This is a genomic window from Neoroseomonas soli (assembly GCF_018129065.1).
Classification (GTDB): Bacteria; Pseudomonadota; Alphaproteobacteria; order Acetobacterales; family Acetobacteraceae; genus Neoroseomonas; species Neoroseomonas soli.
In genome coordinates this window covers 1-13,715 of record NZ_JAAEDM010000019.1, presented here as the reverse complement: position 1 = coordinate 13,715, position 13,715 = coordinate 1, and the positions used below count along the sequence as shown (strand labels likewise).

The following is a 13,715-nucleotide window of genomic DNA, read 5'->3' as shown; positions in this document are numbered from 1 at the left end:
ACTCCGGCCTTTCCTTGCCGAAGGGGGCTGTCAGCGCCGAAGGTTCCGCTATCCTCCCCGCAACGACCACGAGGGGATGGAACCGTGAGCGAGAAGGTCCGAGAGGCCGACTACGTCATCCTGGGCGGAGGTTCCGCAGGCTGCGTCATGGCGGCGCGGCTCTCGGAGGACCCGGGCGCCAGGGTGGTGCTGCTGGAAGCCGGCCCCTGGGACCGCAATGCCTGGATCCACGTCCCGATGGGCTTCGCGCGGCTCTACGTGACGAAGAAGTTCGACTGGAACTACCAGACCGAAGCGGAACCCGAACTGGAAGGCCGCCAGATCTACTGGCCGCGCGGGCGGGTCATCGGCGGTTCGGGCAGCGTCAACGGGCTCGTGTTCCTGCGCGGATCGCCACGCGACTACGACCGCTGGTCGCAATCCGGCGCGCGCGGCTGGTCCTACGAGGATTGCCTGCCGGCGTTCAGGAAGCTCGAGACCTTCGCCGGACCTGACAGCGACTACCGCGGCAAGGACGGCCCCATGCAGATCGGCGAGGTGCCGGAGCCCTCCCCCGGCTGCCGCGCCTTCGTCGAGGCCTGCGAGCGCCTCGGCTTCGCGCGCAACCCGGACAACAACGGCGAATGGTTCGAGGGCGTGGCGCCCAACCAGCTCAACGTCCATCGCGGCTGGCGCTGGAGCCCGGCGACGGCCTACCTCAAGCCTGCGCTGAACCGGCCGAACCTCCAGGTGGAGACCGAGCGCGTCGGCCAGCGCATCCTCATCCGCGACGGCCGCGCCATCGGCGTCGTCGTGCGCGGACCTGACGGGGACGAGACGTATCTGGCGCGACGTGAGGTCATCCTCTGCGCCGGCGCGATCGAGAGCCCGAAGCTGCTGATGCTCTCCGGCATCGGCGACGGCGCGGCGTTGCAGGCCATGGGCATTCCCGTCGCGGTCCACGCGCCGGAGGTCGGCAGGAACCTGCAGGATCACTTCATGGTCCGCTTCGCCTTCCGCACCAGGCCTTGCGGCACGCTGAACGAGATCATGGCGAACCCGGTGCGCGCGGCGGGCCTCGGCCTCGGCTGGTTCCTGCGGCGGAAGAACCAGATGGCGGTGGGCGCTTCGGAAGCGAGCCTCTTTGCCCGCGTGCTGCCGGGCTCCGAGGAGCCGGAGGTGCAGTTCCAGTTCGTGAACTTCAGCCTCGGCGACCAGGGGACCTCCGCAAGCAGCCTCGCGAAGCATCCCGGCTTCACCTTCAACTTCTGCGTCTGCCGCCCCGACAGCCGTGGTGAGCTGACGCTGCGCGCGCCGAGCCCCGATGTGAAGCCGGTGATCCGCGCCAATTACCTCAGCGCCGCCTCGGACATCCGCATCATGCTGGAATCGGCGAAGCTCGGCCGCCGGATCGCGGCAACCGCACCTTTCTCGGACCTGATCGAACAGGAACAATCCCCTGGCCTGGCGACGGAGAGCGAGGACACGATGCTCGACTACATCCGTCGCACCGGCGTGACTGTTTATCACCCCTGCGGCACCAACCGCATGGGTGCGGACGACCGCGCGGTGGTGGACCCGGAAATGCGCGTGCGCGGGGTAAAGGGGCTGCGCGTGGCGGATGCGTCGGTCTTCCCGCTGGTGCCGTCCTCCAACATCCACCCGGCGGTGCTGATGCTGGCCGAACGCGCCGCCGAAATGGTGCGCCGCGCCGCCTAGCGCGGTTCAACCGGCGCGGCGCGCCAGCAGCGGCAGGGCGAGCGCCGGCAGCGCGGCCGCCACCAGGAAGACGCGGTGGAAGGCGCCGAGGAATGCGTCCTCGGCCGCCGCTCCGCCGGCCAGCAGCGAGGCCTCCGTCGCGCCGAACAGCAAGGTCAGCACGGAGGCCGCCGTCACCACCCCGAGCGTGCGCGTCAGCATCGCCAGGCTGCCGGCCACGCCGCGGTCCTCTCGCCGCATCGTCGCGGTGACGACGTCGGTATAGGCAAGGGTGAACAGCCCCACGCCCACGCCCTGCAGCGCGAAGGCGAACACGACGGCGGCTATCGGTGTCGCCGCCCCGCAGAAGGCCACCACCAGCAGCCCTGTGGCGGTCAGCGCCGCACCGGCCAGCACCACCGGCCGCGCGCCGAAGCGCGCCACCGCCCAGCCGCCGAGGGACGAGCCCAACATCCCACCCAGCGGCGCCGCCGCGAGCACGAAGCCGAGCCACAGTGCCGGCAGCCCCGCGATGCGCGCCAGATAGAACGGACCCACCAGCATCACCGCGAAGGAGGCCAGGTTCACCAGCATGTTCGCAAGGTTGAGCGCCGCAAAGCCCGGTCGGCGGAACAGGCCGAGGTCGATGAGCGGCCGCGGGCTGCGCGCACTCCACCACAGGAAGCCGCCGAGGCAGGCCGCGGCGACAGCGGCCAGGAGCAGCGCCAGCATGGACGGCGCGCGGTTCACCGCGAGCAGCATCGTGGCGACGGTCGTGGTGAAGAGCAGCGCGCCCGCCGCGTCGAAGGTCTCGCGCCGTCCCGGTCCCGGTGCGGCCGCCACGCCACGCAGCAGCGCGAGTGCCGCCAGCGTGACGGGGGTGCGGATCCAGTACACCGCCTCCCACCCGAAAGCCTGCACCAGCACGCCGCCGGCAAGCGGTCCGATCGCCGCCCCCGCCGCGAAGGCGGTGGCATAGGCGGCGAGCGCGCGGGCGCGCATCTCATCCGGAAACAGCAATGTCGCCAGCGCCGGCCCGCAGCCGATGACCAGCGCCGCGCCGATCCCTTGCAGCACCCGCGCACCGAGCAGCGCAGGATAGGTCGGCGCAAGCGCGCAGAGCAGGAAGGCTGCGGCACTCCAGACGAGTCCCGCGCGGAAGACGCGCAGATGGCCGAAGATGTCGCCGATCCGCCCGACCGCCAGCATCAGGCTGCCATAGGTCAGCGTGTAGCAGATCACGATCCACTGGATCGCCGGCACCTCGAGACCGAAGGCCCCGGCGATGGCAGGAAAGGCGACGTTCACCGTGCTGTCCAACGGCACCACGGAGGTGCCGAGCAGCACCGGCAAGAGTCGCCGCAGGCCCTCCCGCGTCACGGCAGGCGGGACGGCGTCAGCCGACGGCGAGCAGTTCCACCTCGAAGAGCAGCGTCGCGTTTGGCGGGATCACGCCGCCGGCACCGCGCGCGCCGTAGCCCTGGTCCGGCGGGATCACCAGCGTGCGCTGGCCGCCGACCTTCATGCCCGCGAAGCCGTTGTCCCAGCCGGCGATGACGTGCCCCGCGCCGAGTTCGAAGGAGAACGGATCGTCACGGTCGCGGGAACTGTCGAACTTCTGTCCCTTGTTGTCCGGCGCGGACGGGTCATAGAGCCAGCCGGTGTAGTGGACCGTGACGTACTGGCCGGGCGTCGCCTCCGCGCCGGTGCCGATCTTCGTGTCCGTCATGTGCGCGTCTCCCGTGCGTATGGCGCCGCGGCGCCCGTGGAGCGGTGGTACAGGCAAGCCGCCCCGGCCGCCATACCCTCCGTCGCGCGTGTCGCGGCTCCGGGCGTGGCGCCCTCGACCTCCGCTCCGCCTTCGTCCAGGCTGCGCCGCGAGACGCAAAGGATCGAGGGAACGCCGCCATGACCGAGTATCGCTACTGCCAGGTCCAGGACGAGGGCCGGCTGCGCATCGTCACGCTCAACCGCCCCGAGGTGATGAACGCGCTGCACAGCGATGCGCATTTCGAACTCGAGAAGGTCTGGGACGAATTCTCGGCAAGCCCCGACCTCTGGGTCGCGATCGTCACCGGCGCGGGGGATCGCGCCTTCTCCGCCGGCAACGACCTGAAGGTGCAGGCGGCCGGCAAGCGCGGGCCGACGCCGCCTTCCGGCTTCGCGGGGCTGACGCTGCGCTTCGATCTGGAAAAGCCGGTGATCGCGGCGGTGAACGGCGTCGCCATGGGCGGAGGCTTCGAAGTTGCGCTGGCCTGCGACCTCATCATCGCGGCGGAGAACGCCGTCTTCGCCCTGCCGGAACCGCGCGTCGGCCTGGTCGCGGGCGCGGGCGGCGTGCACCGCCTGCCGCGCATGATCGGGCAGAAGCAGGCGCTCGGGATGATCCTGACGGGTCGGCGCGTCTCCGCGCAGGAAGGCAGGACGCTCGGCTTCGTCAACGAGGTCGTGCCGCAGGGTCAGGCGCTGGACGCGGCGAAGCGTTGGGCCGCCACGATCCTGGAATGTTCGCCGCTCGCGGTGCGGGCGTCCAAGCAATGCGTCTATGCGGGGCTGGACGAGCCGACGCTGCAACAGGCGATCACGACGATGTACCCGGCGCAGCAGCGCAATCGCGACAGCCAGGACTACATCGAAGGGCCGAAGGCCTTCGCGGAGAAGCGGAAGCCCGATTGGCAGAACAGGTGATCGAGGGGGCGCCGCCCCCTCGAACTCCCCCGCCAGGGGACGACGGTCCCCTGGACCCGCGGATAGGGGGTCAGACGGAGCCGCGGCGCAGGACGCGCTTGGCGATGGCCATGCGGTGCACCTCGGTCGGGCCTTCGTAGATCCGCATCAGCCGCGCCTGCTGGGCGAAGAGATGCAGCGGCAACTCCTTCGTCATGCCCATGGCGCCGAAGGTCTGCATCGCCTGGTCGAGCACGTCCCGCGCCATCTCGGTCGCGAAGACCTTGATCATCGAGGCCTCGTCCTTGACGTCCTCGCCGGCTTCCATCTTCTCGGCCGCCGAGAGCACCATCAGCCGCGTCGCGTGGATCTTGATGGCGGCGTCGGCGATCCACCACTGGATCGCCTGGCGATCGGCCAGCGGCACGCCGAAGGTCACGCGCTGCTTGGCCTGGGTGGTCATCATTTCAATGGCGCGGCGGCACATGCCGACGCAGCGCGCACCCATCTGGAGCCGGCGCACGTTCAGGCGGAGCTGCATCGGCGCATAGCCCTGGCCGATCTCGCCCAGCACCTGGCTTTCCGGCACGCGGCATTCGTCGAAGACCAGCTCGTAGGTGAGCCGCCCGCCGATCATCTTGATCTCGCGCTCGACGATGAAGCCCGGCGTGCCGCGCTCGACGATGAAGGCAGTCATGCCCTCGGCGCGCTTGCCCTCCCCGGTGCGGGCCATGACGATGATGAAGTCGGCGGCAGGAACGCGGCTGACCCAGATCTTGCGGCCGTTGATGACCCAGTCCGAGCCGTCCTTGCGCGCGCGCGTGATCATGCCGGCCGGGTCGCCGCCCGCGCCGGGTTCGGAGATGGCGATGCCGGACTTCGCAACGCCCTCGGCATAGGGCTTGAGGTAGCGCTCACGCTGGTCCTCGTTCGCGACCGCCATCATCATGTGCAGGTTCGGGCTGTCGGGCGGGAACTCGAAGGGCACGATGGTGCGGGAGACTTCCTCCTCCACCAGCATGCGCGTCACCGTCGGCAGGTTGGCGCCGCCCATATCCTCCGGCACGTCGAGGCCCCAGAGGCCGAGCTCCTTGCACTTGGCGAGGATCGGCGCCTCTTCCTCCTCGGTCAGCGCCCATTTGCCGCCGGCCGCCTCGCGCGCGAGGACCGCCGGCTCCAGCGGCATCAGTTCGCGCTCGACGAACTTGGCCACGAGGTCCTGCAGCATGCGGGCCTCTTCGGAGATGATCGTCATCTTGGTCGTGTCCTGCGTGGTCAGCCGAGCGCGATGAGGCCGTCCACGGCGACGGCCCCCTGCCCTTCGGCACGGATGATGAGCGGGTTGATCTCGGCTTCCTGCACCGGCGCGCCATCGAGGCAGGCCAGCAGCGAGATCGAACGGATGGCACGCGCCAACGCCGCGACGTCGCCGCGCGGCAGGTTGCGGAAGCCCTGGATCAGCTTCAGTTCCGGCAGTTCCGCGATCATCTCCATCGCGGTCGCTTCCGACACCGGCGCGAGTCGCACGCAATAGCTGCGCTTCAGTTCCGCCAGCACGCCGCCCATGCCGAGCATGACCACCGGCCCGACCTCCGGGTCGTGCCGGAAGCCGAGGATCACCTCGGCAAGCCCGCGATGCATCGGCGCCACCAGCACGCCCTTCACGCGGGCCTGCGGGAATTCTTCCCGCGCGATGGCGAGCAGTGCGGCGACCGTCTCGCGGATGGCGGCGTCGCCCTCGACGTTCAGGCGCACCAGCCCGGCATCGGTCTTGTGCAGGATGTCGGGCGACAGCAGCTTCACCGCGACCGGGCCGGCGAAGCCCGTCGCTTCCTCGGGCGCCGCCACGATGCGGCTGCCCGGCCCTTCGATGCCGAGCGCCGCGAACACGTCGCAGGCCTGCGCCTCATCGAGCCGCGGCGCGCCGACCGCGTAGAGCCGTTCCGCCGCCCCGCGCCACGCGGCCTCGGGCACGTTCTCCACCGGCTTCGGCGCGCGCCAGTTCAGGAATGTGTGCAGCGCGTCGGCGCAGGTTTCCGGCGTGCGGAAGCCGGCGACACCGGCCTCGTCCAGGATGCGCAGCGCCTCGTCCGCCTGCGGCGCGGCGAAGACGGCGATCGGCTTGCTGCCGTCATAGACGTCCAGGACGTTGTCGTTCACCTGCGTCGGCCGCAGCCGCGCGGTGGACCCGAGCACCGCCACCACCGCGTCGCAGTGGTCCGAGGCCACGAGTTCCTTCAGCACCGTCGTGTAATGCCCGCGCCCGCCGCCCATGGGCAGGTCGATCAGCGGGGAGTCGCTGATGTGAATGCCCTGCTCGGCCAGGCGCGCACGCATGTCCGGCGTCGGGCCGACGACCTGGTCGCCACGCGTGCCGACGCCGTCCACAACCATCGCCGCGCCGCCGCCCGTGCCGGTCAGCATCGCGACGCGGTTGCCCTTGGGCGGCGTGCGGCCGAGCACCAGGCGCGGCAGTTCCACGAGCCCTTCGAGCGTCTCGACGCGCAGGATGCCGTTCTCGCGGAAGAAGGTCGCGGCGAGTTCGTCCGCGCCGACCATCGCGCCGGTATGCGACACCGCGATCTGCCGCCCCACATCCGAACGTCCGAGCTTGTACACGATCACCGGCTTGCCGAGCGCATGCGCCCGCCGCGCGGCGGCGGCGAGCCTCGGCGCGTCGCGCAGCGTCTCGAGGAACATGAGCACGCAGCGTGTCGCCTCGTCCTCGACCATCAGTTCGGCCATCTCGCCGGCGCCGATGTCGCTCTCGTTGCCGACCGAGACGAGCTTCGCGAAGGTGAAGCCGCGCGCCATGGCGCGGGAGAGCAGCGCACCCATCATGCTGCCGCTCTGCGACACCACGCTGAGCCAGCCGGGGCGCAGTTCCTCGGCTTCCACCGCCGCGTTGTTGGTGATCGGCACGCCGTCCGTGACATTCACAAGGCCCAGGCAGTTCGGCCCGATCAGCCGCAGCCCGCCCTCGCGCGCCATGGCGACGATGCGGTCCTGCATGGCGCGCCCCTCGGCGCCGATCTCGGCGAAGCCGGCGCTGTAGAGCGTCGCGACCTTCACCCCTTTCTCGACGCAGCCGGCTATCGCGTCCGGCACGGCGGCGGACGGCACCATGATGAAGGCATGGTCGATCGGCCCGGGCGCCTGGCGGATGTCGGGATAGGCCACATCGCCCATGATCTCGCTGCGGCCCGGATTGATCGGCAGGATGCGCCCGCCATAGCCGGACTTCTTCAGCAGCCGCTGCGCGCGGGCATTGTTCTTGGACTGGTCGGCCGTGGCGCCGATCAGCGCGATGGCGCGCGGGCGGAAGATGGCCTCGGCCAGCACGGCACGGTCGTTCATCACGTTCATCTCAGCGGCCCGTGAAGCGCGGCTCGCGGCGCTCGGCCATGGCGGTGCGGCCTTCCGCGAAGTCCTCCATCTGGCGCTGCCAGACCTGCTGCTGGTACTCGCGCTCGGTCGCCGCCTCGAAGGCCTCGGCGATGCCGCGCCGCATGGAGGCGCGCACGCCCTGCACCGCCGCCGGGGAGGAGATCGCGATCTCCTTCGCCAGCGTCTGCGCCATCGACAGCACCTCGGCCTGCGGCACCAGCATGTCGGCAAGGCCGATGCGGTACGCCTCGGCCCCGTCGATCCGCCGCCCCGTGTAGAACAGCAGCGCCGCCTGCTGCTGCCCGATCAGCCGCGGCAGGGTGAAGGACAGCCCGAAGCCGGGATGGAAGCCGAGGCGCGTGAAGTTCGCCGAATAGCGCGCTTCCTCGCAGGTCACGCGGAAATCCGCCGCCACCGCGAGGCCGAGCCCGGCGCCGACCGCCGCCCCCTGCACCGCCGCGATGATCGGCTTGCGCGTGCGGAACAGCCGCGCCGCCTCGACATAGAGCGTCCGCCCCGGCGCACCTTCCGGCGAGGCCAGTCCGCCCGAATCCCCCTTCGAGAAATCCGCCCCGGCGCAGAAATGCTTGCCCGCGCCGGTCAGCACCACGACGCGGCAGGTGTCGTCCCGGTCCAGCGCCTCGAGCCTGTCGGCCAGCGTGACCATGAGTTCGCGGCTGATGTGGTTGTTGGGCGGGCGGTTGATCGTCAGGGTGGCGACATGGCCGTCGCGGGCTTCCAGCAGGGTCTCGGGGCTGGGTGTGTCGGCCATGTCGGGTCCTCCCGGTCAGGTTTGTCGTCCCGGGTTGCGCCGGGGGTGCGGGCCGTCATAAACTTGTTCGCACAAGATGACAACGCGGCCGACCTGGCCTCCACCGCGAAGGAAGTGCCCCTGATGGACATGCCGATCCCGGACAGCAAGTCCTCCGCCGTTGCCACCCAGGGGCCGACGCGCGCCCTGGCGGAATTCGTGGCGGGGCTCGACCTCACGCAGGTGGACGACTTCGCCCGCCACGCGGCGCGCCGGCACACCATCGACACGCTCGGCGCCATGATCGCCGGCGCGACGCAGGATGCGACCCTGTCGGTGGAGAAGGCCTTCGCCGCTGCCGGCATCGGCGCCGGCACCGTCCCGATGGCGGGCGTGAAGCAGCGTTATGACGTGCTCTCGGCCACCTATGTCGGCGGCACCTGCGGCCACGGGCTGGAACTGGACGACGGCTACCGCGCGGGCTCGGTGCATCCGGGCGGCGTGGTGGTCCCGGCGGCGCTCGCGCTGGGCGCGCAGCGTCATGTCAGCGGCAAGGCGTTCCTTGCTTCCGTCGTCGCCGGCTACGAGGCGACCTGCCGCATCGCCGCCGCGAGCCATCCGCGGTCACGCTGGCGCGGCTTCCACAACACCGGCACCGCGGGCGTGATCGGTTCCGCCGTCACCGCCGGCGCGTTGCTCGGCTATGACGCGGACCGCATGGAAGGCGCGATCGGCGCCGCCGCTTCCTACGCCTCCGGGATCTTCACCTTCCTCGCCGGTGGCGACGTGAAGCGCACCCATCCGGGCCACGCGGCGCGCGAGGGTGTGCTTGCCGCGCTGCTGGTCGAGGCCGGCCTGCCCACCCCGCGCGGCGCGCTGGAGTTCAAGGACGGGTTCTTCAACGCCTATGCCGGCGGCGAAGGCATCGACTACGCGAAGCTCGACATCCTCGCGGCCGGGGACAACCACCCGAAGTCCCGCTTCGCCGTCGCCAACTGCTACATGAAGCCCTACGCATCCTGCCGGCACATCCACGCCATGATCGACGCGGTGCTCGACATGGCGGCGAAGGACGGGCTGACCGCGGCGCAGGTGAAGGCGGTGGACATCGGCAGCTACGCCGTCGCCGCCGCGCATGGCGAAGTGGGCTGGACCGAGATGACCACCGCCCAGATGAGCATCCCCTTCACCGTCGCCACCGCGCTGGTGCGCGGCCGCGTCACGCTCGCCGACTTCGGCGAGGCCGAACGCCGCGACCCTGCGATCCTGGGGCTGACGGGCGCGATCCGCACCACGATCGACGAGGAGTGCGATGCCATCTACCCGCGCAAGCGCGGCGCCAAGGTGAAGGTCACCACCGCCGACGGGCGCGTGCTCGAGCGCACGGTGATGGAGCCCTTCGGCTCCGCCTCCAACCCGCTGACCGATGCGGGCGTCGCCGAGAAGTTCCTCGGCCTCGTCGCCCCGCGGCTGGGCCAGGCGCGCGCGCAGGCGGCGCTCGACATGCTGTGGAAGGTGGACGAGCTCGCCGACATCGCGCCGCTCGCCGAGGCGCTGGCGGCCTGAGCCGTCAGCCTTCCTCCGGCCCGCCGAGGCGGAGGGTATAGACGAACTGGTCGGCGGCGGCGTGGATGTTGGTCGTCGCTTCCACCAGCCTGCCGCTGGCGGCGAAGAACTGCCGGCGGATGTAAAGGCCCGGCGAGCCCGGCGCGACGCCGAGCACCTCCGCCTGCGCGGCGTCGAGCGCGATGGCGGCGATGTCCTGCTGCACCGTCTCGACCGGCACGCCGCGGCGCTGCGCGATCAGCCGGTAGGCCGGCGTCATGGCGAGGTCGGGCGAGGCCGCCACCTCGGCGAACTCCTCCGCGATGTAGAGGTCGCAGAGCGAGATCGGCGCCGCCCGCCCCTCCGCCGCGCGACGCAGCCCGGCCACATGCACCCAGTGCGAGCCGACCTCGCAGCCGAGGCGCTCGGCCAGCGCGGCATCCGCCACCACCTTCCCGCGGCCGCGGATGTCGAGGTGTGTGCGCGCGGCATAGCCCATCACGTCGGTCACCGAGCGCACCGCCAGCACGTAGCGGCCGCGCGGCTGGTCGGCGATCACCCGCGTGCCGACGCCCTGCGCACTCGCGACCAGGCCAAGCTCGGCCAGCCGCCGTAGCGCCTGGCGGACGGTGGAGCGGCTGACGCCGAAGCTCTGGCCAAGTTCCTGCTCGGTCGGCAGCAGCGTGCCGACCGGGCGCTTGCCCTCGAGGATCTCGGCCGCCAGCGCCGTCGCCACGGTGGCGTAGCGCGGCTGGCTGCCGGCCAGCAGTTGCGCCGCATCGGCCATGGCCGCCGCGGCGAGAGGGGGTCGGGCCGCGGGCACGCGTCGCACCATGGTCATTGATTCCGAAGGCGGGAAGTTATAGGCATGTCCGTACAAGCATATGACATTATCGGCGTCCGATGCATTCATAATGTCCGGCGCCGCAGGAGGAAACGCCGTGCCCCACCACCCGACCCGCCGCGGCCTGCTCGGGGCCACCGCCGGCCTCGCCTTGGCCGGCGCCGCGCGCGCCAATACGCCCGGCTGGCCCAGCCAGAGCATCCGCCTGGTGGTCCCCTTCACGCCGGGCGGCAGCAACGACAACATCGCCCGGCCGATCGCGGATGCGCTGCAGACCGCCCTCGGCCGGCCCGTGGTGGTGGAGAACCGCCCCGGCGCCGCGGGCTCGATCGGCGCGGGCTTCGTCGCCAGCGCGCCGCCGGACGGGCACACGCTGCTGCTGGCCTCCAGTTCCTTCGCCACCAGTTCGACCATCCGCCGCAACACCTTCGACGCGATCGAGAGCTTCGACGCGATCGCGCGGCTCTGCACCGCGCCGATGGTGGTGGTGACGAAGCCGAACAGCCCCTTCCGCACCATGGACGAACTCGTGCGCCACGCGCGCGCCAATCCCGGCAAGCTGCTCTACGGGATGGCAGGGATGGGCGGCGTCGGGCATTTCACGATGGAGGCCTTCAACCTCGCGAGCCGGCTGCAGATGGAGGCGATCCCCTATGCCGGCATCGCACCGGCGCAGAGCGACCTCGTCGCCGGGCGGATCGACTTCCTGATGACCACGCTCGCCTCCGTGCGCGGCCTGGTCGACGCCGGGACGGTGCCGGTGATCGCGGTGACCACCGCCCAGCGCTTCGCCGGCATGCCCGCGATCCCCACCATCCGCGAGAGCACCGGCATCGACTTCGATGTCGCCGTCTGGTGGGGCATCCTGGCGCCGCGCGGCGTGCCCCAGCCGGTGCAGGAACGCCTGAACGCCGAGATCAGCGCGGCGGCGCGCGCGCCGTCCTACCTCCGCTACCTCGAACTCGACGGCGCGCAGCCGGCGCCACTCGGCCTCGCCGAGTTCCGCGACGCGCTGCGCGCCGACATCCTGCGCTGGCGGCAGGTGGCGCGCGAGGCGCGAATCAGCGTGAACTGACGCGGCGGCGGGTCGGGGCGCTGGCCGCGGAGCCCGGCCTGGGCTGCCGTGCCGCGGAAGCGGATGGCGGCAGAGGCACTTCGCCGCGTCCTGCCCGCCACGTTCACGGGGGCGGGGATACGGCTCCAGTATCCCGATTCCGAAGTCCCGCCGACATCGCTCTCAGGCCACCTGCCCTCGATCTCAGTGGCCTGCTTGTCCGCTCCGCTTGCTGGAAATCCAGCAAACTTCGCGGGCAGCACACCAGCCATGGCTGAGCGAGCATCTTCATGCATACGGCTGATTCCGGCCGCATGCGATCTGCTCTAGCGACCGATCCGCTCCGCCACCGCGCGCGCCGCCGCCGCCGTGCCATCCCGCCCGCCGATGTCGGGCGTCCGCAGTCCGTCCGCGAAGGCGGCATCCACCGCCGCGTCGAGTTCCGCCGCCGCATCGGCATAGGCCTGCCCGGCGCCCTTGCCGGCGAGCCAGTCCAGCATCATCGCGGCGGAGAGGATCGTCGCCGTCGGGTTCGCGAGCCCCTGCCCCGCGATGTCCGGCGCCGTCCCGTGCGCGGGCTGGAACACAGCGTGGGTGTCGCCGATGTCGGCGCTCGGCGCGAAGCCCATGCCGCCGACGAGGCCGGCGCCGAGGTCCGAGAGGATGTCGCCGAACATGTTCTCGGTCGGCAGCACGTCGAAGGCCCAGGGCTTGCGCACGAGGTCCAGTGCCATCGCATCGACGTAGTGCGCGCCATGCGCGACATCCGGGTAGCCGGCCGCGACCTCGGCGAAGATGCCGCGCATGAAGGCGAAGGCGCGGAAGACGTTGGCCTTGTCCACCAGCGTCACCGTGCCCTTGCGCCCGCGCCGTTCCGCCCGCCGCCGCGCGAGGTCGAAGGAGAAGCGTGCTAGGCGCTCCGTCGTGCCGCGGGTGATGCGCAGCGTCTCCTCCGCCATGTCGTGCGTGACGGTGCCGCGGTCGCGGGAGAAGAAGAGGCCCTCGGTGCTCTCGCGCACGATCACCAGGTCGATGTCGCGCGCACGCGGATCGGCCAGCGCCACCGGCACGCCGGGCAGCGCGCGGAAGGGCCGCACGCCCGCATAGAGGTTCAACCGGAAGCGCAGGTCCAACTGCGGCGCGATCTCGGTCCCGTCGGCGGCGCGGATCTCCGGCCAGCCCATGGCGCCGAGCAGGATCGCATCCGCCTTCGCCGCCTTGTCGAAGGTCTCCTCGCTCATCGCCGTGCCGGTGTCGCGGTAGCAGAAGGCGCCGGCGCGCAACTGCTCGTAGGCCAGGCCGAGGCCATGGCGCTTCGCCAGAGGCTCGAGCACGGCAAGCGTCGCCGCCGTCACCTCGGTGCCGATGCCGTCGCCCGGCAGGACGGCGATGCTCAGCGTGTTGGACGGAAGGGACATGGAGCTTCCTCGGGGCCTTCGTTCCGGCGCTTGTCCCATGGCGGCGGCCCGCGCGCCAGGAGCCGCCATTCACCCTGCGGCAAGGCGTCGGCGCGAAGATGCGGAAACCACTGCCAAGCCCCTGCACCCGTGCCACGCGATCCGCTCGCCACCCTTGCCAGGCTGCGCTCCCTGGAGGTCACCACTGCCCAGCGCCGGCTTGCGGAAGCGCGGGGTGCGCTCGCCGCCCAGGAGGAAGCGGCCGCCGCGCAGGAGGCCGCGCTGCGGGCCGAGCGGCCGGAGGATGCACCGGCGGCGTATGGCGCCTTCCTCGCCCGCGGGCTCGAGGCACGCCAGGCCCAGGCGGCCGCCGCCGCCCGCGCCGAGGCGAAG

General features: G+C 71.3%; 12 protein-coding genes. 5 read left to right on the top strand and 7 right to left on the bottom strand.

Annotated elements, in window-relative coordinates; all coding sequences use genetic code 11:
- The first annotated feature begins 84 nt into the window (after positions 1-84).
- On the top strand, positions 85-1,698 hold the full coding sequence (locus tag GXW76_RS09610; RefSeq protein ID WP_338150922.1) for a GMC family oxidoreductase: 1,614 nt from the start codon (positions 85-87) through the stop codon (positions 1,696-1,698).
- A 6-nt stretch (positions 1,699-1,704) separates the two neighbouring features.
- Here the strand turns inward: GXW76_RS09610 and GXW76_RS09605 are convergent, their stop codons facing one another.
- Positions 1,705-3,024, bottom strand: a complete 1,320-nt coding sequence (locus GXW76_RS09605) for an MFS transporter (RefSeq protein WP_338150925.1) — start codon at positions 3,022-3,024, stop codon at positions 1,705-1,707.
- Between the two features lie 49 nt (positions 3,025-3,073).
- Positions 3,074-3,406, bottom strand: coding sequence for an FKBP-type peptidyl-prolyl cis-trans isomerase (locus GXW76_RS09600; RefSeq protein WP_211861794.1), 333 nt, complete (start codon positions 3,404-3,406; stop codon positions 3,074-3,076).
- A gap of 179 nt (positions 3,407-3,585) precedes the next feature.
- Between GXW76_RS09600 and GXW76_RS09595 the strand changes: the two genes are divergently transcribed.
- The gene (locus GXW76_RS09595; protein ID WP_211861793.1) at positions 3,586-4,365 is read left to right on the top strand and encodes an enoyl-CoA hydratase-related protein; all 780 of its coding nucleotides are present in this window, start codon (positions 3,586-3,588) and stop codon (positions 4,363-4,365) included.
- 70 nt (positions 4,366-4,435) lie between these two features.
- Here GXW76_RS09595 and GXW76_RS09590 read toward each other — a convergent pair whose 3' ends face one another.
- The 3 genes from GXW76_RS09590 to GXW76_RS09580 are packed head-to-tail and all read right to left on the bottom strand — an operon-like array spanning position 4,436 to position 8,503.
- Positions 4,436-5,599 (bottom strand): acyl-CoA dehydrogenase family protein, encoded by a 1,164-nt coding sequence (locus tag GXW76_RS09590; protein ID WP_211861792.1) that lies wholly within the window; start codon positions 5,597-5,599, stop codon positions 4,436-4,438.
- Positions 5,600-5,619: 20 nt separating this feature from the next.
- Positions 5,620-7,701 carry an acetate--CoA ligase family protein gene (locus GXW76_RS09585; RefSeq protein ID WP_211861791.1) on the bottom strand — a complete coding sequence of 694 codons (2,082 nt, stop codon included), beginning with the start codon at positions 7,699-7,701 and terminating at the stop codon, positions 5,620-5,622.
- Positions 7,702-7,711: 10 nt separating this feature from the next.
- Positions 7,712-8,503, bottom strand: coding sequence for an enoyl-CoA hydratase/isomerase family protein (locus GXW76_RS09580; protein WP_211861790.1), 792 nt, complete (start codon positions 8,501-8,503; stop codon positions 7,712-7,714).
- Positions 8,504-8,626: 123 nt separating this feature from the next.
- Here GXW76_RS09580 and GXW76_RS09575 point away from each other — a divergent pair, with 123 nt between their 5' ends.
- Positions 8,627-10,048, top strand: a complete 1,422-nt coding sequence (locus tag GXW76_RS09575) for an MmgE/PrpD family protein (RefSeq protein WP_211861789.1) — start codon at positions 8,627-8,629, stop codon at positions 10,046-10,048.
- Between the two features lie 4 nt (positions 10,049-10,052).
- Here the strand turns inward: GXW76_RS09575 and GXW76_RS09570 are convergent, their stop codons facing one another.
- Positions 10,053-10,862 (bottom strand): GntR family transcriptional regulator, encoded by an 810-nt coding sequence (locus GXW76_RS09570; RefSeq protein WP_211861788.1) that lies wholly within the window; start codon positions 10,860-10,862, stop codon positions 10,053-10,055.
- A gap of 106 nt (positions 10,863-10,968) precedes the next feature.
- On the opposite strand from GXW76_RS09570, the gene GXW76_RS09565 reads away from it, so the two are divergent.
- Positions 10,969-11,946, top strand: a complete 978-nt coding sequence (locus tag GXW76_RS09565; RefSeq protein WP_211861787.1) for a tripartite tricarboxylate transporter substrate binding protein — start codon at positions 10,969-10,971, stop codon at positions 11,944-11,946.
- A 305-nt stretch (positions 11,947-12,251) separates the two neighbouring features.
- Here GXW76_RS09565 and GXW76_RS09560 read toward each other — a convergent pair whose 3' ends face one another.
- Positions 12,252-13,343 carry an isocitrate/isopropylmalate dehydrogenase family protein gene (locus GXW76_RS09560; protein ID WP_211861786.1) on the bottom strand — a complete coding sequence of 364 codons (1,092 nt, stop codon included), beginning with the start codon at positions 13,341-13,343 and terminating at the stop codon, positions 12,252-12,254.
- A 129-nt stretch (positions 13,344-13,472) separates the two neighbouring features.
- Between GXW76_RS09560 and GXW76_RS09555 the strand changes: the two genes are divergently transcribed.
- Positions 13,473-13,715 (top strand): hypothetical protein (locus tag GXW76_RS09555; protein WP_211861785.1); only part of this gene is annotated, 243 nt, incomplete at its 3' end.